Origin of the sequence: Streptomyces sp. NBC_00539 (assembly GCF_036346105.1) — a bacterium.
Lineage (GTDB): Bacteria > Actinomycetota > Actinomycetes > Streptomycetales > Streptomycetaceae > Streptomyces.
This window is the reverse complement of the sequence record NZ_CP107811.1, coordinates 3,130,083-3,154,120: the sequence shown is the minus strand read 5'-3', so window position 1 is coordinate 3,154,120 and position 24,038 is coordinate 3,130,083. Positions and strand designations below refer to the sequence as shown.

Here is a 24,038-nt window from a genome sequence, read left to right as displayed (position 1 = left end):
CGGAGCTCCGGGCGGGACTGACGGGGGCGGCCGGTGACCGGGTAGCGTGGGCCGACGGTTCCGTACGTTGCGGGCAGGTCGGTGAAGGAGTTCCCGGGTGACGGAGAGCGGACAGGGGAGCGGCCAGGGGGCCGCCCCGCAGGCCGGTGCGCCGTGGGGCCGCGACCCGGGGTACGGGTCGCAGGAACCCGGGTCCCGGTCGCAGCCGGACGGCCCTCCCGCGCCCGGTCACGGGGCGCAGCGGGACGGCGCGCAGCAGCCGGAGCACCACCCTGGCGGGTACGGGGCGCAGGAGCCCCGCACGCCGGGCGGCCCGGCCTATGGCTACCCGGCGCAGGCCCCGCCGGGGCACGCGCCCCAGCCGGGGTACGGGTACCCACCGGCGGGGCACGTGGTCGGCCCGGGGTTCGAGGGTCCGGGGGACCCGCACGGCTACGGGTACCCACCGCTGCCCGAGGCGGTGACCCAGTACATCCCGCCCATACCGGGCACACCGGGCCCGGTCGAGGCCGCCACCCAGTACATCGCGCCGGTCCCGGGTCCTCATGAGGCGGCGACGCAGTACATCGCGCCGGTCGTGGACGGGCCCGCCCACCACGAGGCCGCCACCCAGTACATCGCGCCGGTCCCGGGTCCTCATGAGGCGGCGACGCAGTACATCGCGCCGGTGCCGGGCCCTCATGAGGCGGCGACGCAGTACATCGCGCCGGTCGTGGACGGGCCCGCCCACCACGAGGCCGCCACCCAGTACATCGCGCCGGTCCCGGGCCCTCACGAGGCGGCCACCCAGTACATCCCGCCGGTGCCGGCGGCACCCTCCGACTCCGGCGTGCAGGGCTTCGACGGCCTGTTCCGCAGCGACGACACCGTCGGCCACACCCAGCAGCTCCCGCCGGTCCAGGAGCCCGTGCTGCGCCGGGCCCCGCGCCCGCGGGGCCCCGCAGGACCTCCCGCGGGACCCGTACCGCCCCGGCAGCAGTACGCACCCGCGCCGCCCCCGCCGCCTCCCGCGCCACCGCGCAAGGTCTCGGCCGGGGTCATAGCCGCCGCGGTCATCGGCCTCGCCGTGGCCGGGCTCGGCGTCGGCTCGCTGCTCGCCGACGGCGGCGGCAAGGCCGCCAACAGCGACCCCGGCGCGGCGGTCCCCGCCCCGACCGGCTCCACCGAGACCGCGGCCGACGACGCCCAGGTGGACCCGGCCCGCCCGCAGGCCGTCCAGCTCGACAAGGTGCTCGCGGACAGCAACGGCAGCCGGGCGGCGGTGATCAAGGCCGTCGACGACATCAAGAGCTGCCGCAACCTCGACCAGGCGGCCCTGGAGCTGCGGGACGCCGCCCGCCAGCGCGAGGAACTGGTCACCCGGCTCCAGGAATTGAAGATGGACGAGCTCCCGGACCACGTGAAGCTGTCCGCCGCCCTGACCAAGGCCTGGAAGTCCTCGGCGGCCGCCGACCGCGGCTACGCGAGCTGGGCGGACGACGTGGCGCACGACAAGGGCGGGTGCAAGGACGGCAAGGCCAAGTCCACCGACCACGCGGCCGACGGCAACAAGTCCAGCGGTGAGGCGACGCGGGCCAAGGAGTCCGCCGCGACGATGTGGAACTCGATCGCGGCCAAGTACGGCCTCACCCGCCGGGACAAGACCGAGCTGTGACCCCCCGGCGCCCGGGCCCTACGCCGCGCGGGGCGCCGCCTCCAGGGTCGGCGTCATGTCCTGGGACTCCTCGCCCGGCTGCGCGACGAGGCGTCCCTGCTGGACGACCTGGAACGTGACCCGCCCGTTGGAGATGCGCGGGAAACCGGCGACGGCCCGTACGTCCTGGTCCCGCCAGCTGAGTTCGGGGGTGAGGCCGCCGGTCTGGACGCCCGCGGTCTGATTGAGGGCCTTGGCGATCTTGCGCGCGGTCACGTCCTCGTCGGCCTTGAGGCGGCCGACGACCTCGCTCAGCACGGTGTACGCGATCCAGGTGGTCTGCGTTCCGCTGTCGTCGGGGTCCACGGTGTCGTCGCCGAAGGCCTGTTCGGAGATCACCTTGCGCATCGGCCCCCACAGCGGGTCGCCCGACACCGGGTACCAGCTGGTGAGGTACGCGCCCTCGAAGGGGCTCTCCCGGCCGCCGGTGCGGTCGACCAGCGCCTGGCTGACGCTGCCGAGGACGGAGGCGATCTGCGGCTTCTTGTGCTTCTCGTCGGTCCGGCGGAAGGCGTCGAGGAAGGTCTCCGTGCGCTCGCCGAGCACCGCCGTCACGCAGCCGCGGTCCTTGGCGGCGGGACCGGTGGCGTCGGTCAGCGCCTCCCGGGCCTCGGGCGTGTAGTCGGCGCCGTCCTCGGCCGCCCGTATGTCGGCGGCGTCCGCCGCCTTGTTGGCCCGCAGCCCCGCGTTGAGCAGTACGGGCATGGCGTCGCCCGCGAGCGTGTCGGGCCGGACCAGTGCGACTTGGCTGCACGTCTTGGCCAGCTGGTGTCCGGCGCCGGCCAGGAGCACGGGCTGGCCGCCGTTGACGGGGTAGGAGAGGGTGCTCTCGAACTCCTCGGAGGAGACCCCGTACCCGCCGATGAAGGGGATGCCCTCGGCCTCCAGGGGCGCCATGAAGGCGCGGCCGTGCTGGCTGTACGAGCCGACGACCGCGACGGCCTTCTGGGCGATCGCCTCGCGCGCGCAGTCGGCGGCGCCGGTGGGGGTGTTCTTCTCGTTGCAGGTCAGGACGCGCAGCTTGTGGCCCCTGATGCCGCCCCGGGCGTTCACCCAGCGTTCGTACGCCTTCGCCATGCCGGGCATGCCGGGCATGTTGGTCGCCTGCGTTCCGATGGGGGCGAAGGTCATCACGGTGATGGTGTCCCCGGGGCCCCCCGAGCCCCCGGGGACCAGCCCGCATCCGGCGACGAGACACGCACCCATCGCCGTGGCCAGGAAGGTGCGGGAGAAGGAGGTCGTGCGTCGCCGGTCGGTCATGTCCATGCACCATTCCGCCCCCCGGGGAACGCGAGCATGAGGTGTACACAACATTCGGTGACGGGGAGGTGAATTGCGGGGGCCGGGTCGCGCACAGGTGCTTCAAGATCGCGCCACGGGGGAACGTACGATCGAAAGCGTGACATTCGCCCAAGGTTCGAAGAACTCTTCCCGCCGCGGCGGCCGCTCCTCCACCATGGGCGGCATGCCCCTCAACGACATGCCGTGGTGGCGCTGGCGCAGCAACGTGCGCTCGGCGCTGCACATGCTCTCCGACCCGGTGTTCCAGGAGGAGGTCTGGCAGGCCGGCGTCGAAGGGTACGGGGACGTCACCGACGCCGTGTACCGGCTCGTCGAGGACACCTGGCTCGACAGCTGGTCGGCGGAGAAGTACGTCGGCACGATCTTCCGCGACTCCGGTGAGGCGGCCCTCGTGGACCTCGCGGTCCTGCGCGTGCTGCGCATCCTGCACCAGGTCGGCCCGGACGCGCCCGTCTCCGCGTACCTGGAGCACCACGCATGGCCGGAGGCGGTGCGCGCAGCGCGCGAGGCGCACGTACGGCTCGCGACGGCGGACGGGGAAGATCCGGACGCCGCGCCCAGCTCGATCGAAGTGCTGAGGATCCTCACCCGCGCGGTGTGAAAGGCTTTGCCGTCATGAACGATGACCCGCAGCGCCAGGCGCAGCCGCAGCAGTACGTCCTGACCCTCTCCTGCCCGGATAAAAAGGGCATTGTGCACGCCGTGTCCAGCTACCTCTTCATGACCGGATGCAACATCGAGGACAGCCGGCAGTTCGGCGACCGCGACACGGGCCTGTTCTTCATGCGGGTGCACTTCGAGGCGGATGCGCCGCTCACCGTGGAGAAGCTGCGGGCCAGCTTCGCCGCGATCGGGGACTCCTTCGAGATGGACTGGCAGATCCACCGCTCGGACGAGCGGATGCGGATCGTGCTGATGGTGTCGAAGTTCGGGCACTGCTTGAACGACCTGCTGTTCCGGTCGCGGATCGGGGCGCTGCCGGTGGAGATCGCGGCGGTGGTCTCGAACCACACCGACTTCGCGGAGCTGGTCGGCTCGTACGACATCCCGTTCGTGCACATCCCGGTGACCAAGGACACCAAGGCGGACGCCGAGGCGGAACTGCTGGAGCTGGTGCGGGCGCAGAACGTCGAGCTGGTGGTGCTGGCGCGGTACATGCAGGTGCTGTCGGACACCCTGTGCAGGGAGCTGAGCGGGCGGATCATCAACATCCACCACTCCTTCCTGCCGAGCTTCAAGGGCGCGAAGCCGTACCACCAGGCGCACGCGCGGGGCGTGAAGCTGATCGGCGCGACCGCGCACTACGTGACGGCCGACCTCGACGAGGGGCCGATCATCGAGCAGGAGGTCGAGCGGGTGGGCCACGAGGTGACCCCGGAACAGCTGGTGGCGATCGGCCGGGACGTGGAGTGCCAGGCCCTGGCCCGCGCCGTGAAGTGGCACAGCGAGCACCGCGTGCTGCTGAACGGCACGCGGACGGTCGTCTTCGCCTGACCCGCCGCGGGGGCCCCATCGGCCGCGGGGGCCCCACCGGCTGGTGGGGCCCCCGCCCGCCGGGGCGGGGCCCCTACAGCCGGCTGAGGGAGGCCGCCGCGAAGAGGACGTCGCGGATGGCCTCGCGGTCGCCGTGCTGGCCCGCCGCCGCTTCCTCCGGGAAGATGTGACCGGCGGCCAGCTGGCAGAATTCCAGGCCGTCCAGGGCGATCTCCGCCACCGTGTGGTCCGACGACGGCTTCGCCGCCGGGGAATCCAGCGCGATGTCCCAACCGCCGCCGCCCGCACCCTCGATCTCCAGGTGCAGGGTCCGCCCCGGGGCGCCCGCCGCGACCAGTCCGCGCGCCGGTCCCGCCAGACCCGCGCGGCGCCGTTCGGCCAGCGCCGCCGGCAGCAGGCGCGCCGCCAGGTCGATCATGCGGTGCAGGTGCGGTCCGGACGGCGGCTCGTACGGGTAGTCCACCGCCTCCGCGATGTCCCACGCGTGCACCCAGCACTCGAAGGCACGCTCCAGGAACGCGTCGCCCAGCGGCAGGGCGAAGCCGCCGTAGTCGACCGCCAGCTCGGCCACCCCGTGGCCCGCGAAGGACACCGTCCGGACCAGGGTGTGGCCCTGCTCCCGCCACGGCTCGCGGACCTGCCGGGTGGCCGGGTGCCGCTCCGAGTCCCAGAAGAACTCAGTGCGCCGCGTCGTACCGCCGGGCGGTGCCTGCGCGCCCAGCGGGTCGTCCAGTCCGAGCGCCGTCGCGACGAGCCCGTCCACCGTCAGGAGGTGGCCGATGACGCCGGCCACGGTGGTGTCCCGCGACCGGCTCCGCTCCTCCTGGAACCACTTGAGCTGTACGGGCGTGTGCCACTCGGCGTCCCCGAAGTCCCGCAGCAGGGCGTCGAGCCGGGCGGTCTCCGTGTCGTACGGGGTCGCCCACGCCGGGACGGGGATGCGGGCCGGGCGCTTGCCCAGGCAGTCCTCCAGCACCCGCGAGCGCAGCAGCGGTTTGAGGTCGAGGCTCTCCTCCGGGTGCAGCAGCCCGACCGCGTCCCGCAGACGCAGCGCCTCCTCCGCGCAGGGCGCGCACTCGGTGAGGTGGTCCTCCACCGCCTGGGTCTCCTCGGCGGAGCAGGCGGCCAGCGCCCACGCACCGAGCAGGGATTTCAGTACGGCGTGCGTGGGCGGCGGCTCGGGGGCGTGTTGCGGCACGGGCGCGGGCTGCGGCGTGGGCCGGGGGTCCGGCAGCGGGTCGAGGTCGTCGGCGGCCCCGCGCGGGCCCGGTATCCGGGCCGCACCGCCCACGGGCCGCTCGTAACCGTCGTCGGGCACGTCTTCGGCGGGGCCGGTCATCGGGGCGTTCCATATCCGGGCGGGCCGTATCCGGGCGGGGCGGTGTCCTCCCGCGGGAGGGCGTTGGCGGTCGACAGCAGCTGGAGCCCGAGGCGCAGCCGGCGCCGCGCCTCGTCCTCGCTGATGTGGAGGTCGGCGGCGGCCTGCCGGTAGTCGCGCCGCTTGAAGTACGCGAGTTCCAGCGCGGAGCGCAGCGGCGCGGGCATGGAGGTGACGATGTAGTCCGCCCGGGCGGCGGCGTTGGCGCTGCGCACCTTCTGCTCCAGCTCCTCGCGGGAACCGCGGCCCAGTTCTGCCTGGCGCAGCCGGGCCACGGCCTGGCCCTGGGTGATCCGGGCGACCCAGGAACGCAGGGAGCCCTGCTTGGGGTCGTAGGCGTCCGGGTTCTCCCAGATGTACCCGAACACCTCGCGGGTGATCCGGTCCGCGGCCGTCTCGTCGCCCAGCACCCGGTGCGCGAGGCTGTGCACGAGCGAGGCGAAGCGGTCGTACAGCTCCCCGAGCGCGGCGGCCTCACCGCGGGCGAGGCGCTGCTGCATGCGGCGGTCCCAGCGCGGTGGTACGTCCTTCGGCATAGTGCCCCCAGCCCCGGCCGTGTGTCGACCCGTCGAATGTAGTCGGCACATGGCGGGATGCGCCCGTCTTCACCGAAAGCCCACCCCCGGAGCGTGCCTGTCGTGGTACGGCCACTACCCGCCCCGGGGCCGGAACATGACACCCGCATAGGCACATCAGTACGCGCCCTGCCGCGCTTCCCGTGCGCGGGTTCGATGCGGCCATCTCCCGGACGGCTCGGCTTAACGCGCGGGCCACCGAGGCCGTACGCTCCTGCCTTGTCTTGAACTGCACCTCAAACTGCACCCACACGCACATGTGAAGGCGGAACGCCGAATATGGACAGCGCAGAGTACGAGCGCAAGATCGCCTCCCGATTCGCCACCTTCGACCAGGACGGGTCCGGATTCATCGACCGCGAGGATTTCAGCGTGGCCGCGCGGGCCGTGCTGGCCGAATTCGGCGTCCGCGCCCGGTCGGACAAGGGCCAGGCCGTCTTCGCGGGCGCCGAGGCGTTCTGGCAGGGCATGGCCGGGATCGCCGACGTCGACGGTGACCAGCGGGTGTCGCGCGAGGAGTTCGTGACGGGTGCGGTCAAGCGGCTGCGGGACAACCCGGAGCGCTTTGCGGAGATCGCCCGGCCGTTCCTGCGCGCGGTGATCGCGGTGGCGTCCGAGGACGGCGCGGACCCGGGCGCCACCCCGGCGGCGGCGGCCCGCGTGCTGCGCGTCCTCGGCACCCCGCCGGAGCCGGCGTCCCAGATCGCCACGGCCCTCGACGCGGACGGCGACGGCCGCATCTCGGAGGACGAGATCCTCACGGCCTTCGCCGCCTACTGCGGCGTCGCCGCCCCGGATGCCTGACCCCGGACGGGGCGTCGTTTCACGAGGAACATCAGCCGCGACCCCGCTCCCCGGAGCGGGGTCGCGGCGATGACCGTGCGGGGGCCGTCCTCCGTTCGCGGGGGGCCGGGCGGCAGTGCTCCGGTTTGAGCAACTGCCGTACTCAGTGCGGCATTTGAGGCGCATTCGCGTGCCGGGGCGACGAAGATCGAAGATCTGAGGATCCGTTGAGCGGGAACGGTTTGTTCCGCTGGTTAGCTGAGTTTCGCAAGCCACCCCCCAACGTGAAGGGCTTCCGCTCAGCCATGTCCAAGGTCATAACCCCCCGCCGTACCGCAGCCGTTCTCGCCGTCGTCGCCGCCACCACGCTGATGGGTACCGCGAACGCCAGCGCCTCTCTCATCTCGCAGGACGGCATGCGCATCGCCGCCTACGAGAACAGCCTCAAGAACAGCACCGAGGAAGGCGCCGCCGACGCGCTGCGCGACTTCGACGCCCTGACCCACGACAAGCAGGTCAAGTTCCTCAACTACGCCGAGGACCCCGAGAACCTCAAGGCCCTGCTGGAAGAGGTCGCCGACGTCCCCACGGACGGCACGCCCTCGCACTCGCTCGTGAACCTCAAGGGCGGTGACGTGCAGATCGCCGCCGACAGCGACGCCACCTTCACCCCCGACGCGGGCGACGCCTCCGGGATCTCGGCCGCGGGCAAGCTGCACGCCGGCTGGTGGGACACCACCTACACCGTCCGCCAGAAGATCTTCGGCATCACCATCACCAAGCTCAGCGTGTGGGTGAACTACCACACCAACGGCTCCAAGATCGACCGCGTCGACCACGCCGACTGCGGCAAGCGCAACTTCAACGGCGCCGTCTCCATCGGCCACGGCGTCCCGAAGGCCCAGCTGGCCAGCGGCAACGCCATCGGCCAGGTCGTCTGGGAAGGCTCGATCATCTACAAGGGCTTCGGCGTCGAGATCGACAAGCGCCAGCAGGTCGTCGCCAACGCCTACGGGTTCAAGAGCGGCTACCTCAAGAACATCTAACGGCAAAGAGCGGCTACGAATCGAGACGGTGCGCGGCGGTTACCTGATTCGTCCCCCCACCAGGGAATCGCTTTCGCCGGTCTCCGAGATCCCTTGTCGGTCTCGGAGGCCGGCGGCGTGCTTTCACGCGTAGCGCTCGCGGAGTTTGTATTTGAGCACTTTGCGGAGGGCTTCGTTTCTGGGCAGCGCCTCGACCAGTTCCAGTTGTTCCGGGAGCTTGTGCGGGGAAAGGCCCTGGGAGCGCAGGTGGGCGGTGACCGCCGTCAGCGTCAACGGGGGTGCCGACGGCGGTTGCTCGACCACCGCGCAGACGCGTTCGCCGCGCTCGGGGTCCGGAAGGCCGATGACGGCGGCGTCGGTCACGTCCGGGAGCAGGTGGAGGAGGTCCTCGATCTCCTTCGCCGAGATGTTCTCGCCCTTGCGGATGATGACGTCCTTGCTGCGGCCGGTGAGGACCAGGTGCCCGTCCGGGGTGAGGTGGCCGAGGTCGCCGGTGATCAGGTAGCCGTCGGCGTCGAAGGCCTCCGCCGACAGGTCGGGGTCCAGGTAGCCCCGGCAGACCGCCTCGCCCCGCAGGCGGACCTCTCCGTCGGCGGACGGCGGGAGCGGGGTGCCGTCCGGGGCCGTGATGCGTATCGACATGCCCCGCGGCGGGCGGCCCTCGGTCGTCGCGAGGTTCTCGTCCGTGTCGTCCGGGTCCCCCATGGTGATCATCGGGACTTCGGTCATGCCGTAGCCGTGGGTGAGCCGGCAGCCCAGTTCGCGGACCACCGCGTGGTAGATCTCCGGCGGCTTCGGTGCGCCGCCGCCCGCCAGCAGGCGCAGGCTCGGGACGAGCTTCCCGTCGGGGTCCTTGCGCTGCTCGGTGAGGAACATCGAGTAGAAGGCGGTGGAGCCGCCGGCGATGGTGACGCCGTGGCGGCGGTACCCGTCCAGCGCGTCCGGCATCGCGAACTTCTCGAACAGCACCGCCGGGAACCCGTACAGCAGCAGCATCACGAGGTAGTCGGGGCCGCCTATGTGCGCGTACGGGAAGGCGATCGAGCCCACGTCCCCCGGCCCCGGCCGCAGGGCGTGCGCCAGGCAGGAGCCGCCCGCGATCAGGGACCGGTCGGTGTGCAGCACGCCCTTGGGGTCGGAGGTCGTGCCGGAGGTCCAGTAGATCCAGCGCACGTCCGTTCCGGAGGCGGGAGGCGCCGGCAGGCCGGCCGGGTCGCCGGCCGGGAGGTCCTCGTAGGCCTTGAAGACGCCCCGCGCCCCGAGCCGGGAGGCCATCGCCGCGTGGTCGAAGCCGCGCCACTCCCCGGGGACGGCGAAGAACTCCGCCTTCGACCCGCGCAGCGCGAAGCCGGCCTCGCGGTCGCGGTAGAAGGGGATGACGGGCGACTGGACGGCGCCGAGCCGGGCCAGCGCGAGCGAGAGCAGCACCGTCTCGATGCGGGTCGGCAGCTGCCAGGCGACGACCGTGCCCGGGCCGACGCCCATGCCGTGCAGGCCCGCCGCGACCCGCTCCGCGCGGTCGTGGAGCGCGCCGAACGTGAGGGTGCGGTCGTCGGCGGGGTCCGGGGCGGCCTCGATGAGCGCGGTGGCGGCGGGGGTGAGTGCGGCGCGGCGGGCGACGAGGTCCCAGAGGGTGCGGGAGTCCGCGAGGGTGCGGGCGGTCTCCGCTCCGGTCCCCGCCGCTGCCGCCGTCCCCGCCGCTGCCGCCGTCCCCGCCGCTGCCGCCGTCCCCGCTCCTGCTCCCGCCCCCGCGTCGTGGTCCGTCCTCGTCATCCCGGCCGCCTCCCCTTGGCTGACGATGTGTCAGATCTGGCGAGAGCGTAGGGCCCCGCCGCTTGCCGGTCCAGAGGTGGCGGGGCTAGCTTGTTTCTGACGGTCCATCAGATAGGGCGAGGGGACACCGGACATCATGGACACGGAACTGCCTCGGATCATCAGCGTCGACGACCACGTGATCGAACCCGCGCACCTCTTCGACGTGTGGCTGCCGGCCAAATACCGCGACCGCGGACCCAAGGCACTGACCGCCGGGATCGGCGAGCTGGTCTACACCGGCGGCAAGTACGTGATCTCCATGGACCCCGACGGACCCCCGACCGACTGGTGGATCTACGAGGACCTCAAGTTCCCGTACAAGCGCAACATCGCCGCCGTCGGCTTCGACCGCGACGACATGACCCTGGAGGGGATCACGAGGGAGGAGATGCGGCCGGGTTGCTGGGATCCGAAGGCGCGCCTCGCCGACATGGACCTCAACCACGTCGAGGCCTCCCTGTGCTTCCCCACCTTCCCCCGCTTCTGCGGCCAGACCTTCGCCGAGGCGCACGACAAGGAGGTGGCCCTCGCCTGCGTGCGCGCCTACAACGACTGGATGGTGCAGGAGTGGTGCGGCGACAGCGGCGGCCGGCTGATCCCGCTCTGCATCATCCCCCTGTGGGACATCGACCTCGCGGTGGCGGAGGTCCGGCGCAACGCCGCGCGGGGCGTGCGCGCCGTGACCTTCTCCGAGATCCCGACCTACCTCGGGCTGCCTTCGATCCACTCCGGGTACTGGGACCCCTTCTTCGCCGTCTGCCAGGACACCGGCACCGTCGTCAACATGCACATCGGGTCCTCCTCGCAGATGCCCGCCGCCTCCCCCGACGCACCGCCCGCCGTCCAGGCCTCCCTCAGCTTCAACAACGCGATGGCCTCGATGATGGACTTCCTGTTCAGCGGGGTGCTGGTGAGGTTCCCGGCGCTCAAGCTCGCCTACAGCGAAGGCCAGATGGGCTGGATCCCGTACGCCCTGGAACGCGCCGACGACGTGTGGCGCGAACACCGCGCCTGGGGCGGCGTCCGCGACCTGATCCCCGAGCCGCCGTCCACGTACTACTACCGGCAGATGTTCTGCTGCTTCTTCCGCGACAAGCACGGCATCGCCTCGCTCGACGTCGTCGGACGCGACAACGCGACCTTCGAGACCGACTACCCGCACGTGGACTCGACCTTCCCGCACACCAAGGACGTCGCCCTCGACCACGTGAAGGGGCTCGACGACGAGACCGTCTACAAGCTGATGCGCGGCAACGCCATCCGCATGCTGGGCCTGGACCTGGACCGGTAGTGGACCTCACCTACACCGACGAGGAGCAGGAGTTCCGCGCCCGGCTGCGGGAGTGGCTCGCCAAGGAGCTGCCCGCACTGCCCCCGAGGCCCTCCCCCGACGACTGGCCGGCCCGCCGCGCCTACGACGCCGGCTGGCAGCGCCGGCTGTTCGAAGCCGGGTACGCGGGCCTGCACTGGCCCCTCGACGCGGGCGGGCGCGGCGCGACCCCCACCCAGCACCTGATCTTCCTGGAGGAGACCGAGCGGGCGGGGGCCCCGTACGTCGGCGCGAACTTCGTCGGGCTCCTGCACGCCGGGCCCACCATCGCCGCCGAGGGCACCGCCGCGCAGCGGGCGCGCTGGCTGCCGCCGGTGCTGCGCGGTGACGAGATGTGGTGCCAGGGGTTCAGCGAGCCGGACGCCGGCTCCGACCTGGCGTCGCTGCGGACCCGCGCGGTCCGCGACGGCGACGACTACGTGGTCACGGGCGCGAAGATCTGGACCTCCCACGCGGAGGTCGCCGACTGGTGCGAGCTGCTGGTGCGGACCGACCCCGGCGCGCCGAAGCACCGTGGGATCACCTGGCTGGCCATGCCGATGGACGCTCCCGGGATCACCGTACGGCCGCTGCGCACGCTCGCCGGGTCGGCCGAGTTCGCGGAGGTGTTCCTGGACGAGGTGCGGGTGCCGGCGGCGAACCGGGTGGGGGCGGAGAACGACGGCTGGCGGGTCACGATGGTGACGCTGTCCTTCGAGCGGGGCACCGCCTTCGTGGGGGAGGTGGTGGCCTGCCGCCGTACGCTCGCCCTGCTGGCCCGGACCGCGAAGGAAAACGGGCGCTGGGACGATCCCGTCCTACGCCGCACCCTCGGACGGCTCCACGGGGAACTCGGCGCCCTCTGGAGGCTGACGCAGTGGAACGTCAGCGAATCGGAGCGCTCGGGCGGCGTCCCCGGCACAGGTGGCAGCGTCTTCAAGCTGGCGTACTCCCACGCGCGGCAGGAGCTGTACGACGCCGCGGCCCAGGTGCTCGGCGCCGGCTCGCTCGCGCTGGACGAGGAGTGGGTCCTGGACCGGCTCTCGTCCCTGTCGTACACCATCGCCGCGGGCACCTCCCAGATCCAGCGGAACATCGTCGCCGAGCGCGTCCTCGGCCTGCCGAAGGGGCGGTGAGCGCGGTGGACTTCCAGCCGACCGGGGAACAGCGCGCCCTGCGGGCGGGCGTGCGGGACCTGCTGGCGGGCCGGTACGGGCGCGAGGCGCTGCGGGCGTCGGTGGAGGCGGGCGTCGCGGTGGACCGGCGGCTGTGGCGGGAGCTCGGCGAGGCCGGGTTCTTCGCGCTGCGCCTGCCGGAGTCCGACGGCGGGGTCGGGCTCGGGCTCCCGGAGGCCGCCCTGGTCTTCGAGGAGGCGGGGCGGGCCCTGCTGCCGGGGCCGCTGGTGGCCACGCACCTGGCGGCCGGGGTGGTCCCGGGCGCCGCGTCCGGGACGACGGTGGTGACGGCGTTCGACCTGGGCGGGCCGCTGGTGGCCCACCTGGGGGAGGCGGACGCGGTCCTCGGGGCGTCCGCGCCGCCCGAAGGCGAGCCGGTGCGCTCGGTGGACCCGCTGACACCGCTGCACCGGGTGGCGGGCCGCCACCCGGATCCGGGCCCCGACCCGGCTCCCTACCGCGACGAGGGTGCGCTGCTGACGGCCGCGCTCCAGGTCGGCAGCGCCCTGCGGACCGTGGAGCTGGCGGTGGACCACGCGCGCCGGCGTGAGCAGTTCGGGCAGCCGATCGGGGCGTTCCAGGCGGTCAAACACCTGTGCGCGGGCATGCTGGTGCGGGCGGAGGTGGCCCGTACCGCGGTGTACGCGGCGGCCGTGACGGGCGACGTCGCCGAGATCGCGGCGGCGAAGCTGCTGGCCGACGAGGCGGCCGTGCGGGGGGCCCGCGACTGCCTCCAGGTGTACGGCGGGATGGGCTTCACCTGGGAGGCGGACGTGCACCTGCACCTCAAGCGGGCCTGGGTCCGCGCGGAGCAGTGGCGCACGGCTGCGCAGGCGGAGGAGGTGCTGGCGGCGGACCTGCTGGGCGCCGTCGGCTGAGGCCGGGTTCGGCAACGGGAGGAACGAGGCGGGACTCATGTCCGATTACAGAGAGTTGATATCGGTTTGTGTCCTGGGGGCGCCCCCTTACGGACCGGAGTCGGGGGTGCGCTCCGGTACGCTCCCACGAATGCGAGCGGCCCCGCGGCGTGAGCGTCGCACAGTATGCACCAGGCCTACTCCTTCGCGCTGGAATATGCCCGAAGCGCTTGTTGTGGTGACTGTATGTCAACCATGCTGCTCCACAAGGGGGTCACTGGCCGTGACCCCGTTCCGTCGTGAGGCGAAGTGTCCGCCGGTTCGGATGGTGTGAGCGGTGCAGGTGCTTCAGGTTCAGCTTGAGGTAGGAGCGGACCCCGCCGAGGTCGGCCGGGCGCGCCGGTGGGCGCGGTCCCGTCTGGCGGGTTCCGGCATAGGGGAAGACGAGCCGCTCGCCGAGACGCTGATTCTGCTGATCTCGGAGCTGGTCACCAACGCGGTCGTGCACACCGGCTGTCCCGCCGTGCTGCGGATGCTGTTCGGGGGGCCCGGGGTGCGGGTCGAGGTCGCGGACGCCAGCGACCGGGCGCCCGCCCGGAGGCAGGCCGCCGGGACCGACACGGGCGGGCGCGGCCTCGAGCTGGTGGACGGGCTCGCGGACCGCTGGGGCTGGCAGCCCGAGGGCGCCGGGAAGCGGATCTGGTGCGAGGTCGACCGGGCGCGGAAGGCGGGCGCCGAGTGCGCCGAGGGCGCCCCGGAAAGGTCTGCCGAATTCTTTGCCCCGATCCGGGAACCCCGCGTGTACCTCTAACGAGGTGTTGACGGTTCGTCACGTGTTGATCACTCTGGTGGGGAGCGATTCGTCGCGAGGGGACGCCAAGGGTCCTGCCTTGACGAGTGCGGGTCGTGGGGTGGCGGCTGCCGTGCCGCGCTCGGGGCGTGCATGCGCGTACGCCGCCACCCAGTAGGTCGCTCCTTCCGGCATCCGGCCTCCGGTCACAGGACGGCGACCGGTGCCACCGGGGTGCCGGTGCCGCCGACGAACGGTTCGGGCATCGCGGAGAGCCAGAACGCGTAGCGGCCCTCTTCTGCACAGGCTGTGGACAACTTTTCGAGATTCCAGTTCTGGCCCTGGAGCATGCCCATCTCGACCAGGTCGAGCGCGTGCACCGGCAGCCACAGGTTCTCGATCTCCGGCGGGAAGATCTCGAAGGTCAGGGTGTCGTTGGCGACCGCCGCCACGTCCCGTGCGTGGAACCACTCGGGGGTGCGGACCGACAGGCCCGGCGAGGGGAACCCGTAGCCGTGCTTGTCGCCCGCGAGGTACACCTGGATCTGGCCCGTCCGGACCAGGACGACGTCACCGGCCCGGACCGTGACCCGGCCGAACTCCTCCGCCTGCGCGAGGTCCTCGGGGGTCACCGCGTGGCCGCCCGGCAGCCGGTCCAGGCCCTTGGCGCGGGCCACGTCGAGCAGGACGCCCCGGGAGACGACGGGACCGGCCTTGTCGATGCCGCCGAACTCGGCGCGGGAGTGGGCGGTGACCGTGGAGGCCGGACGGCCGTTGTAGATCCGTCCCGAGTGCGAGACGTGGGTGAGGGCGTCCCAGTGCGTGCCGGCCTGGAGCCCCATCGTCACGGCGTCGTCGTTGCAGGCCACCGTGCCGGGGCCGAAGAGCTCCTGGTTGATCTGCACCATGGTGTGCAGGGGGTTGATCCGGCCGGGGATCAGGCCGGCCTGCACCCCGTCCTCCTTGAGGGGCAGGGCCAGCGGGATCCGCCGGCCCGTGCGGACCTCGGCGGCCGCGGCGCGCACCACCGCGTCGGTGACCAGGTTCAAGGTGCCCCTCTCGTCCTCGGCGCCCCACCGGCCCCAGTTGTTGACGCGCCTGGCGATGTCGTGGAACTCGGCCGGCAAGGTCATGGCCTCATCAACTCCCGGGGCTTGTGCTGTGGCGTCCGGCTGCCCATAGAATCTAACGGTCCGTCAGAAACTGCGGAAAGGGGTCGGGCGTGGGGAACTTCCTGGCAGGCAAGGTCATCGCCGTCACCGGGGCGGGCCGGGGCATCGGGCGGGCCGTGGCACTCGCCGCGGCCGCCGAAGGGGCCAAGGTCGTCGTCAACGACTACGGCGTGGGCATCGAGGGCGGCGAGCCCACCAGCGAGATCGCCGAATCCGTGGTCAAGGAGATCCTCACCGCGGGCGGCGAGGCCGTCGCCGTCGCCGACGACATCTCCACCATGGAGGGCGGACAGCGCATCGTCGACACCGCCCTCGCCCGCTACGGGCGCGTCGACGGAGTCGTCTGCGTCGCCGGCATCCTGCGCGAGCGGATGCTGTTCAACATGTCCGAGCAGGAGTGGGACCCCGTGGTCGCCACCCACCTCAAAGGAACCTTCACCGTCTTCCGGGCCGCCTCCGCCGTCATGCGCAAGCAGGGATCCGGCACGCTCATAGGCTTCACCAGCGGCAACCACCAGGGCTCGGTCGCCCAGGCCAACTACAGCGCGGCCAAGGGCGGGATCATCTCCCTCGTCCGCTCGGCGGCCCTGGGCCTGGCCAAGTACGGGGTCACCGCCAACGCCGTCGCACCTGTGGCCCGGACCCGGATGTCCGCGGGCGTACCCATGGAGCTCAAGGAGATCGGCGAGCCCGAGGACGTCGCGGCGCTCGTCACCTACCTGCTCAGCGACCGGGCGAAGACCGAGGGGATCACCGGGCAGGTGTACACCATCGCCGGACCGAAGATCGCCGTGTGGGCGCAGCCGCGCGAACTGCGCGCCGCGTACGCCGAAGGCTCCTGGACGCCCGAGAAGATCGCCGACTTCCTGCCCGGGACGGTGGGCACCGACCCGATGCCGATGCTCGCGCAGCTGGAGGCCATGGCCAAGGCGGCGGCCGCCAAGGACCGCCCCAACGCGTGAGGGGGAGCCCATGGACTTCGGCTTCGGGCCCGAGGACGAGGAACTGCGCGGCCGCGCCCGGTCGTGGCTGCGGGAGCACCTCGTGGGCCCGTACGCGCACGCCCGCGGGCTCGGCGGCCCCGGCAGCGAACACGAGGAGGTCGGGGCCCGCCGCGCCTGGGAGCGGGAGCTGGGCCGCGGCGGCTGGATCGGCCAGGGCTGGGAGGTCCCCGACGGTGCCTACGGGCAGCGCCGGCTCTCCCTGACCGGGCAGGTGGTGTGGGCGGAGGAGTACGCCGCGCTGCGCGCCCCCGGGCGGGTCGGCCACATCGGCGAGAACCTCCTCGCGCCCACCCTGATCGCCCACGGGTCCCGGCGGCAGCAGGACCGCTACCTGCCGGGCATCGCCCGCGGCGAGGAACTGTGGTGCCAGGGGTACAGCGAGCCGGGCGCCGGATCCGACCTCGCCGGGATCCGTACGGCGGCCGTCCGCGACCCGGCCGACGGGCGCCACCGCATCACCGGGCAGAAGATCTGGACCTCCCTCGCCCGGGACGCCGACTGGTGCTTCGTCCTGGCCCGCACCGAACCCGGCTCCCGCCGCCACCGGGGGCTGACCTTCCTGCTGGTGCCGATGGACCAGCCCGGCCGCATCGAGGTCCGGCCCATCCGCCAGCTCACCGGCACCAGCGAGTTCAACGAGGTGTTCTTCGACGGGGCGGTGGCCGCCGAGACCGTCGGCGCCGAGGGCGACGGCTGGACCGTGGCCATGGGCCTGCTCGCCCTGGAACGCGGCGTCTCCACCCTCGTCCAGCAGATCGGCTTCGCCGCCGAACTGGAACGGGTCCTGGCCGCCCACGCCGCCTCCGGAGCAGCCGACCCCGTACTGCACGAGCGGCTGGTACGGCAGTGGGCCGAGCTGCGCACCATGCGCTGGAACGCCCTGCGCACCCTGGGCGGCAGCGGCGACCAGGGCGCGCCGAGCGTCGCGAAGCTGCTGTGGGGCGGCTGGCACCGGCGGCTCGGCGAGCTGGCGGTGGCGGTGCGGGGCGCGGCGGCCACCGTCGGACCGGCGGACTGGGGCGGGGAGAGCCCGTACGAGAACGGGCTCGACGAGGAGCAGCGCCTGTTCCTGTTCAGCCGGGCCGACACCATCTACGGCGGTTCGGACGAGATCCAGCGGAACATCATCGCCGAGCGCGTGCTCGGCCTGCCCAGAGAGACGCGGTGACGACATGCGAGGCGTCGTGTTCGACGGCAAGCAGGCCCAGGTGGTCGACGATCTGGAGATCCGCGGCCCGGGGCCGGGGGAGGTGCTGGTCGCGGTATCGGCGGCCGGGCTGTGCCACAGCGACCTCTCGGTGATCGACGGGACCATCCCCTTCCCGGCGCCGGTGGTGCTGGGGCACGAGGGGGCGGGGGTGGTCGAGGCCGTGGGCGCCGGGGTCACCCACGTGGAGGCCGGGGACCACGTCTCGCTGTCCACCCTCGCCAACTGCGGGGCGTGCGCGGACTGCGACCGGGGCCGGCCCACCATGTGCCGCAAGGCCATCGGAATGCCGGGACAGCCCTTCTCGCGCGGCGGGACGCCCCTGTTCCAGTTCGCCTCCAACTCGGCGTTCGCGGAGCGGACGATCGTCAAGGCCGTGCAGGCCGTGAAGATCCCGAAGGACATCCCGGCCACCTCGGCCGCGCTGATCGGGTGCGGGGTCCTGACCGGGGTGGGGGCGGTACTGAACCGGGCGCGGGTGGACCACGGCGAGTCGGTGGTCGTGATCGGCGCCGGCGGCATCGGGCTGAACGTGCTCCAGGGCGCCCGGATCGCGGGGGCCGCCACCATCGTCGCGGTGGACGCCAACCCGGCGAAGGAGGCGGTGGCCCGGCAGTTCGGGGCCACCCACTTCATCGACGCCTCCGCCGCCGCGGACACCTCGGCGGCGATCCGCGAGATCCTGCCGACCGGCGCCGACCACGCCTTCGAGTGCGTGGGTCACGTACGGCTGATCCGGCAGGCGATCGACCTCCTCGACCGGCACGGGCAGGCGGTCCTGCTGGGCGTGCCGGGCTCCAAGGAGGAGGCCTCCTTCCAGGTGTCGTCCCTGTACCTGGACAAGACGATCATGGGGTGCCGGTACGGGTCCTCCCGGCCGCAGCGCGACACGGCCCTGTACGCCGAGCTGTACCGGCAGGGGAAGCTGCTGCTGGACGAGCTGGTGACGGAGGTCTACCCGGTGGAGGACTTCGCGAAGGCGGTGGACGACGCGCGGCACGGGCGCGTGGCGCGCGGGGTGCTGACCTTTTGAACGCGCCGGTGCCGGGCCCCTGCGCGGGGTCCCGGCACGGGGGCGGGGGGCTTCGCGGGCTACGGGCTATGGGCCGACGGTCTGCGGGCTTCCGGGCTTCCGGGCTTCCGGGCTTTCGGGCTCACGGTGTGAAGCGGCCGAACCTGCCCTGGTGGAAGAGGAGCGGGTCGCCTTCGCCGGCCGCGCCCAGGGCCTCGACGCGGCCGACCACGATGAGGTGGTCCCCGCCCGTGTGGACGGCGTGGATCCGGCAGTCGATCCAGGCGGGCACGGCGTCCAGCTGCGGCGACCCCGTCGCGGGGGACGGGCGGTGGACGACGCCGGCGAACTTGTCCGCGCCGCTGACAGCGAACGACCGGCACAGCGACCCCTGTTCGGCGCCCAGGATGTTGACGCAGAACACCCCCGCGCGGGCGATCCGGGGCCAGGTGGTCGACGTACGGGCCACCATGAAGGTGACCAGCGGCGGGTCCAGGGACAGCGAGGCGAAGGACTGGCACGCGAAGCCGGCCGGCCCGTCCGCGCCCTCGACGGCCGGGGCGGTGATGACGGTGACCCCGCTGGCGAAGTTCCCGAGGACGGCCCGGAACTCGGCGGGGGCGACCGGCGCCCGCTCGTCCTCCCGGACGGCCCGCAGGTCGGGACGCGGCAGGGCGGCGTCGAACAGCGGATCCGGCTCCGGCGCGGCGGAGGTGGGGGAGCCGACTGACCTGAGGTATCGGACGACGGTGGCCGCCATCCCTGCGTGTCCCATCACACCGTTGATTGAAGCTGACGGTGCGTCAGATTGGAAGGGGTCGGACCGGCGCGGCCACGGGATCGGGGGCCCGGGCGTTCCCCCGTACGGGTGAAACCTCCGGCCCGCCGTGCCCGTACGCCGGACGGCCCCGCGCGGGCTCGGCATGGTGGCGGGGACCGGCGTGCCGCCGTGCGCCGAACGACCGCAGACACCCGGGAGAGAACCCATGCTCGGCACCGACTTCCGTACCGGCTCGCCCAACTGGCTCGACCTCGGCAGCCCCGACGTGGACGCCGCCACCGCCTTCTACAGCGGCGTCTTCGGATGGAACTTCGTCTCCGCCGGCCCCGAGACCGGCGGGTACGGCTTCTTCCAGCAGGGCGGCAAGACCGTCGCCGCGATCGGGCCGCTCACCGAGCAGGGTGCGAAGTCCGCCTGGATGGTGCACTTCATGACCCCGGACATCCAAGCCACCGCCTCGGCCGTCAGGGACGGCGGCGGCACCGTCCGGATGGAGCCGATGGACGTGATGGGCGAGGGGTGGCTCGGGCAGTTCACCGACCCGCAGGGCGCCCAGTTCGCCTCGTGGCAGCCGGGCAAGACCAGCGGCCTGGGGGTGGCCTCGGAGGAGAACTCGCTGGTCTGGGTGGAGCTGCACGCACCGGACCCGGTCGCGGCCGTCTCCTTCTACAGCGGGGTGTTCGGCTGGCGCAGCGAGGAGATGCAGGCGCCCGGGATGACGTACCGGGTGCTGAGCACCAAGGACGGCGACCAGCGGGAGGCGTCCTTCGGCGGGGTCGCGCCCCAGGGTGACGGGGCCGGGGGCGGCGGTGTCGGGCCGAGCTGGGTGCCGTACTTCCACGTCGCGGACGTGGACGCCACGGTGAGCGCCGTGCAGGGCAACGGCGGCTCGGTGCTGATGCCGGCGGCGGACGTGCCGGACGTCGGCCGGATCGCGTGGGTCGCGGACCCGTTCGGGGCGACGTTCGCGCTGCTGAAGCCGAGCCCGCAGATGTAGGTCGGGCCGCGGGGCCGCTGGGTTGCGGGGCTGCCGGGCCGGGCGGCCGCCGGGCCGGGCGGCCGCCCGGTTACCGCCCGAGGTATTTGGGGGTGCGGCGCTCCACGAAGCCGGCCACGCCCTCGTTGGCGTCGGCGGTGGTCATGTTGATCTCCTGGGCGGTGGCCTCGGCGGCCAGGGCGGCGGCCCGGTCCCCGTCGAGGGAGGCGTTGACCAACTGCTTCGTCAGGGCCAGGGCCCGGGTCGGGCCCTGGGCCAGGCGCTCCGCCCAGGCGCGGGCGGTCGCCTCCAGGGCGTCGGCCGGGACGACGGTGTTGACCAGCCCGAGGCGTTCGGCCTCGGCGGCGGGGACGGCGTCGCCGAAGAACATCAGCTCCTTGGCCTTCTGCGGGCCGAGGAGGCGGGGCAGGAGGTACGCGCCGCCGCCGTCGGGGACGAGGCCGCGGCGGACGAACACCTCGATGAAACGGGCCGGTTCGGCGGCGATGACGAGGTCGCAGGCGAGCGCGAGGTGGGAGCCGATGCCGGCGGCGGTGCCGTTGACGGCGGCGATGACGGGCTTCTCGCAGTCGAGGACCGCGGTGATCAGGCGCTGCGCGCCGAGGCGGATCATGCGGGCGACGTCGCCCGCGACGCGGTCGGCGGGGGCGGGGTCACCGGCGGCGGTGGGGCCGGTGCGGAGGTCGGCGCCGGCGCAGAAGCCCTTGCCGGTGGCGGTGAGGACGACGGCGCGGATGCGGGGGTCGGCGGAGGCGTCGGCGAGGAGCGCGATGACCCGCTCGCGGTTGTCCCGGGTGAGGGCGTTCATCGCCGCGGGGCGGTTGAGGGTGATCCAGGAGACACCGCCGGTCTCGATGCGGTGCAGGACTTCGTCACCGGGGGCTGCGCTGGTCATGTGAACTCCCGTTCGGGGTGGTGGCCGGTGGCCGGGTGCCGGGTGTGGGGTCAGGGGTGCGGGTGCCGGGGGCCCTGCGGCCGGGCGCGGGGCAGGGGCCGGTACCGGTGGCCCTGGCGGTCGGGTGCGGGGTGTGGGGGCCGCTGCGCGGGGCCGTCTCCCGCCCCGCCCTTCCCCCGTTCCCCGGGGCTCCGCCCCGGACCCCGCGCCTCAAACGCCGGCGGGGCTGGAATTGCCGGCGGCGCCGCAGGGCTGGGAGGTGCGGAGCACATCCAGCCCGCGCGGCGATTGAGCGCACGGGCGCGGAGCGCACGTACGGGGTCCGGGGCGGAGCCCCGGGTCCAGTCCCCCGGGGCGCCGGCAATCCAGCCCGCGCGGCGATTGAGCGCACGTACGGGGCCCCGGGTTCCGGTTCCCGGGGGCTGGGGCTCCGGCCGGCCCGGGCGGGGGTCGGGGGGAGCCGCGCGAGGCCCGGGCCGGCGCAGCGTCAACGGCAGATGGCCAGGGCGTCCAGCGCCACCGCGCCCTGGCCGCGGGGGAGGACCATCAGGGGGTTGATGTCCAGCTCGGACAGGGTGTCGCCCAGTTCGAGCGCCATCCGCTGGACCCGGAGGACGACCTCGACCAGCGCGTCCACGTCCGCCGCAGGGGCGCCCCGTACGCCCTCCAGCAGCGCGTGCCCGCGCAGTTCCGTCAGCATCGCCCGGGCCTGGTCCTCCCCGAACGGCGGTACCCGTACCGCCGCGTCGCGCAGGACTTCCACCAGGACGCCGCCCAGCCCCACCGTCACCGTCGGGCCGAAGAGGTCGTCCTGGGTGACGCCGACGACCATCTCCACGCCCCGCTCGACCATCTGGCAGACGAGGATGCCGTCCAGCGGGACGTTCTCGTAGCGGGCGATGTCCGTCAGCTCCCGGTACGCGTCGCGGATCTGGCTCGCCGAGGTCAGGCCGATCTTGACCAGGCCCAGTTCCGTCTTGTGCCCCAGCTGCGGCCCCGAGGCCTTCATGACGACCGGGTAGCCGACCAGCCCCGCCGCCCGTACCGCCGCCGCCGCGCTGGTGACCAGCTGCTCGCGCGGGACCCGTATCCCGTACGCCCGCAGCAGCTGCTTCGCCGCGTGCTCGCTGAGTTGCTGCCCCGGGCGCATCAGGGCCTGTGCCTTGCGGTAGGAGGGGGACGGCGTGCGCGGGGCGTCCTCGAAGGGCGAGCGGTAGGACGCGGTGAAGCGGTGGTGGCCCAGGTAGGCCCGTACGGCGGTGATGCAGTTGCCGAAGGTGCGGAAGGTGGCGACGCGGGAGGAGCCGAGCAGCGTGGTGCGGTAGGCCTCCTCGGTGCCGACGGGCGAGCCCCAGATCACGCAGACCAGCTTGTCCGTCCGCTCGGCGGCGTCCACCAGGTCCTGCGCCAGCTTGTCGCTCATGGGCGGGAACGGGCCGGTGATCGGGCAGATGAGGACGCCTACGGACGGGTCCGCCAGGAGGGCATCGATGATCTTGGGGCCGCGCCAGTCGCCGACGGGGTGGCCGCCGTTGTCGACGGGGTTCGCGACGTTCAGGTACGGCGGTATCCACTGGTGCAGTTCGGCCTGCTTGGCCTCGGAGAGCGTGGGCAGGGTCAGGCCCGCCTCCGTCGCCAGGTCGGAGAAGTGGGCGCCGGTGCCGCCGGAGATGGAGTACACGACGACGCCTTCGGCCCGGGGCGGGCGCGCGCGGGCGAGCAGGGCGGCCGTGTCCTGGAGCTCGTCCAGGCCGTCGACCCGGATCACCCCGAACTGCCGCATGGCCGCGTCCACGACGGCGTCGGCGCCCGTCAGCTTCCCCGTGTGGGAGGCCGCCATCCGGGCGCCGGTCTCGGTACGGCCGACCTTGACGGCGACGACGGGCACCCCGGCCCGCGCGGCCCGGTCGGCGGCGAGCAGGAAGGCGCGGCCGTCCTTGAGCCCCTCGACGTAGCAGGCGATGGCGCCGACCTCGGGCCGCTGGGCGAAGTAGGAGATGAAGTCGGCGGTCTCCAGATCGGCCTCGTTGCCCGTGGGGGCCCAGTGGGAGAGCCGGATGCCGAGTTCCTGGAGGGTGTAGAGGGGCCGGCCCTGGTGGCCGGACTGGGTGATCAGCGCGATGGCCGGGCCGTCCAGGTCGTCGCGGAACGCCTCGAAGGCGTTGAGGTTGGTGTTGGGGCCGAGCAGGCGCAATCCGGAGCGGCGGACGGCGGCGGAGAGCCGGGCCTGGGCAGCGGCTCCCGCGTCACCGGTCTCGGCGAAGCCGGAGGCGAAGGCGACCGCGAACCTGACCTTGGCCTCGGCCAGTTCCTCGATCACCGGGAGCGGGTCGGCCACCAGCAGCACCGCGAGGTCCACCTGTTCGGGCAGCTCGGCCACGGAGGCGTGGCAGGGCAGTCCGAAGACGGTGGAGCGGGTCGGGTGCACGGGGTGGATCCGGGCACCGACGCGCTCCGCCCAGGCGATGAGCTGCCGGGTGATGCCGGTGTTCGCTCTGCCCTCGGCGTCGGAGGCGCCGATGACGGCGACGGCCTCGGGCCGGAAGAACCGGTCCAGGTCGGGCACGTCGCAGCGCAGCGGCCGTCCGCTGACGTCCAGTGCGGCCGCGCCCTCGGCGGTGGGTGCCGCCGTGGAGTGGACGGCCGTCCGGGGGGTTTCGCCGCAGGCCTCGACCCGTGCGCGGAAGTCGGTGGTGAGGGTGCCGTGAGTAGATCCAAGCATCGTTCCGCCCGCTCCTGCTCGATGGACTCCA

General features: G+C 73.0%; 21 protein-coding genes. 13 read left to right on the top strand and 8 right to left on the bottom strand.

The genetic code is table 11. The features are described from left to right. Positions 1-97 precede the first annotated feature (97 nt). A complete protein-coding gene (locus OG861_RS13925; RefSeq protein ID WP_329197227.1) occupies positions 98-1,654 on the top strand; it encodes a hypothetical protein in 1,557 nt (518 codons plus the stop codon). Between the two features lie 18 nt (positions 1,655-1,672). Here the strand turns inward: OG861_RS13925 and OG861_RS13920 are convergent, their stop codons facing one another. Then, the gene (locus OG861_RS13920) at positions 1,673-2,953 is read right to left on the bottom strand and encodes an ABC transporter substrate-binding protein (RefSeq protein ID WP_329197229.1); all 1,281 of its coding nucleotides are present in this window, start codon (positions 2,951-2,953) and stop codon (positions 1,673-1,675) included. 196 nt (positions 2,954-3,149) lie between these two features. Between OG861_RS13920 and OG861_RS13915 the strand changes: the two genes are divergently transcribed. After that, positions 3,150-3,596 (top strand): SCO4402 family protein, encoded by a 447-nt coding sequence (locus OG861_RS13915; RefSeq protein WP_190183578.1) that lies wholly within the window; start codon positions 3,150-3,152, stop codon positions 3,594-3,596. Between the two features lie 14 nt (positions 3,597-3,610). Continuing rightward, positions 3,611-4,489 (top strand): formyltetrahydrofolate deformylase, encoded by an 879-nt coding sequence (gene purU, locus OG861_RS13910; RefSeq protein WP_329197230.1) that lies wholly within the window; start codon positions 3,611-3,613, stop codon positions 4,487-4,489. Between the two features lie 73 nt (positions 4,490-4,562). Here purU and OG861_RS13905 read toward each other — a convergent pair whose 3' ends face one another. Both OG861_RS13905 and OG861_RS13900 read right to left on the bottom strand, forming a co-directional pair. Further along, complete coding sequence (locus OG861_RS13905) at positions 4,563-5,828, bottom strand: maleylpyruvate isomerase N-terminal domain-containing protein (RefSeq protein ID WP_329197232.1); 1,266 nt, start codon at positions 5,826-5,828, stop codon at positions 4,563-4,565. Next, positions 5,825-6,403, bottom strand: coding sequence for a sigma-70 family RNA polymerase sigma factor (locus OG861_RS13900; protein ID WP_329197233.1), 579 nt, complete (start codon positions 6,401-6,403; stop codon positions 5,825-5,827). Before OG861_RS13900 ends, OG861_RS13905 begins: the two co-directional genes overlap by 4 nt. Before the next feature lie 318 nt (positions 6,404-6,721). Between OG861_RS13900 and OG861_RS13895 the strand changes: the two genes are divergently transcribed. Together OG861_RS13895 and OG861_RS13890 are read left to right on the top strand one after the other, a co-directional pair. Continuing rightward, positions 6,722-7,246: an EF-hand domain-containing protein gene (locus OG861_RS13895; RefSeq protein WP_329197235.1), complete on the top strand. Its 525-nt coding sequence runs from the start codon at positions 6,722-6,724 to the stop codon at positions 7,244-7,246. Between the two features lie 284 nt (positions 7,247-7,530). Continuing rightward, complete coding sequence (locus tag OG861_RS13890) at positions 7,531-8,271, top strand: hypothetical protein (protein ID WP_329197237.1); 741 nt, start codon at positions 7,531-7,533, stop codon at positions 8,269-8,271. Between the two features lie 123 nt (positions 8,272-8,394). On the opposite strand, the gene OG861_RS13885 is transcribed toward OG861_RS13890, so the two are convergent. Beyond that, positions 8,395-10,044 (bottom strand): class I adenylate-forming enzyme family protein, encoded by a 1,650-nt coding sequence (locus OG861_RS13885; protein ID WP_329197239.1) that lies wholly within the window; start codon positions 10,042-10,044, stop codon positions 8,395-8,397. A 136-nt stretch (positions 10,045-10,180) separates the two neighbouring features. Between OG861_RS13885 and OG861_RS13880 the strand changes: the two genes are divergently transcribed. The 4 genes from OG861_RS13880 to OG861_RS13865 all read left to right on the top strand — a co-directional run bounded on the left by OG861_RS13880 (position 10,181) and on the right by OG861_RS13865 (position 14,238). Then, a complete protein-coding gene (locus OG861_RS13880; RefSeq protein ID WP_329197241.1) occupies positions 10,181-11,377 on the top strand; it encodes an amidohydrolase family protein in 1,197 nt (398 codons plus the stop codon). Next, the gene (locus OG861_RS13875; protein ID WP_329197243.1) at positions 11,377-12,531 is read left to right on the top strand and encodes an acyl-CoA dehydrogenase; all 1,155 of its coding nucleotides are present in this window, start codon (positions 11,377-11,379) and stop codon (positions 12,529-12,531) included. Before OG861_RS13880 ends, OG861_RS13875 begins: the two co-directional genes overlap by 1 nt. A 5-nt stretch (positions 12,532-12,536) precedes the next feature. Next, positions 12,537-13,448, top strand: a complete 912-nt coding sequence (locus tag OG861_RS13870; RefSeq protein ID WP_329202362.1) for an acyl-CoA dehydrogenase family protein — start codon at positions 12,537-12,539, stop codon at positions 13,446-13,448. A 316-nt stretch (positions 13,449-13,764) separates the two neighbouring features. Next, positions 13,765-14,238 carry an ATP-binding protein gene (locus OG861_RS13865; protein ID WP_329197244.1) on the top strand — a complete coding sequence of 158 codons (474 nt, stop codon included), beginning with the start codon at positions 13,765-13,767 and terminating at the stop codon, positions 14,236-14,238. 185 nt (positions 14,239-14,423) lie between these two features. Here OG861_RS13865 and OG861_RS13860 read toward each other — a convergent pair whose 3' ends face one another. Beyond that, complete coding sequence (locus OG861_RS13860; protein WP_329197245.1) at positions 14,424-15,350, bottom strand: cyclase family protein; 927 nt, start codon at positions 15,348-15,350, stop codon at positions 14,424-14,426. Between the two features lie 89 nt (positions 15,351-15,439). Here OG861_RS13860 and OG861_RS13855 point away from each other — a divergent pair, with 89 nt between their 5' ends. The 3 genes from OG861_RS13855 to OG861_RS13845 are packed head-to-tail and all read left to right on the top strand — an operon-like array spanning position 15,440 to position 18,633. Then, positions 15,440-16,351, top strand: coding sequence for an SDR family oxidoreductase (locus OG861_RS13855; RefSeq protein ID WP_329197247.1), 912 nt, complete (start codon positions 15,440-15,442; stop codon positions 16,349-16,351). Positions 16,352-16,361: 10 nt separating this feature from the next. Further along, positions 16,362-17,561 (top strand): acyl-CoA dehydrogenase family protein, encoded by a 1,200-nt coding sequence (locus OG861_RS13850; RefSeq protein WP_329197250.1) that lies wholly within the window; start codon positions 16,362-16,364, stop codon positions 17,559-17,561. 4 nt (positions 17,562-17,565) lie between these two features. After that, entirely contained in the window at positions 17,566-18,633 is a 1,068-nt protein-coding gene (locus OG861_RS13845) for a Zn-dependent alcohol dehydrogenase (RefSeq protein WP_329197251.1), read from the top strand. Between the two features lie 121 nt (positions 18,634-18,754). On the opposite strand, the gene OG861_RS13840 is transcribed toward OG861_RS13845, so the two are convergent. After that, positions 18,755-19,372, bottom strand: a complete 618-nt coding sequence (locus OG861_RS13840) for a flavin reductase family protein (protein WP_329202364.1) — start codon at positions 19,370-19,372, stop codon at positions 18,755-18,757. Between the two features lie 226 nt (positions 19,373-19,598). Between OG861_RS13840 and OG861_RS13835 the strand changes: the two genes are divergently transcribed. Then, positions 19,599-20,390 carry a VOC family protein gene (locus OG861_RS13835; protein ID WP_329197253.1) on the top strand — a complete coding sequence of 264 codons (792 nt, stop codon included), beginning with the start codon at positions 19,599-19,601 and terminating at the stop codon, positions 20,388-20,390. A 70-nt stretch (positions 20,391-20,460) separates the two neighbouring features. Here the strand turns inward: OG861_RS13835 and OG861_RS13830 are convergent, their stop codons facing one another. Then, on the bottom strand, positions 20,461-21,285 hold the full coding sequence (locus tag OG861_RS13830) for an enoyl-CoA hydratase/isomerase family protein (RefSeq protein ID WP_329197255.1): 825 nt from the start codon (positions 21,283-21,285) through the stop codon (positions 20,461-20,463). Between the two features lie 487 nt (positions 21,286-21,772). Then, positions 21,773-24,007: an acetate--CoA ligase family protein gene (locus tag OG861_RS13825; protein ID WP_329197257.1), complete on the bottom strand. Its 2,235-nt coding sequence runs from the start codon at positions 24,005-24,007 to the stop codon at positions 21,773-21,775. Between the last annotated feature and the right edge of the window lie 31 nt (positions 24,008-24,038).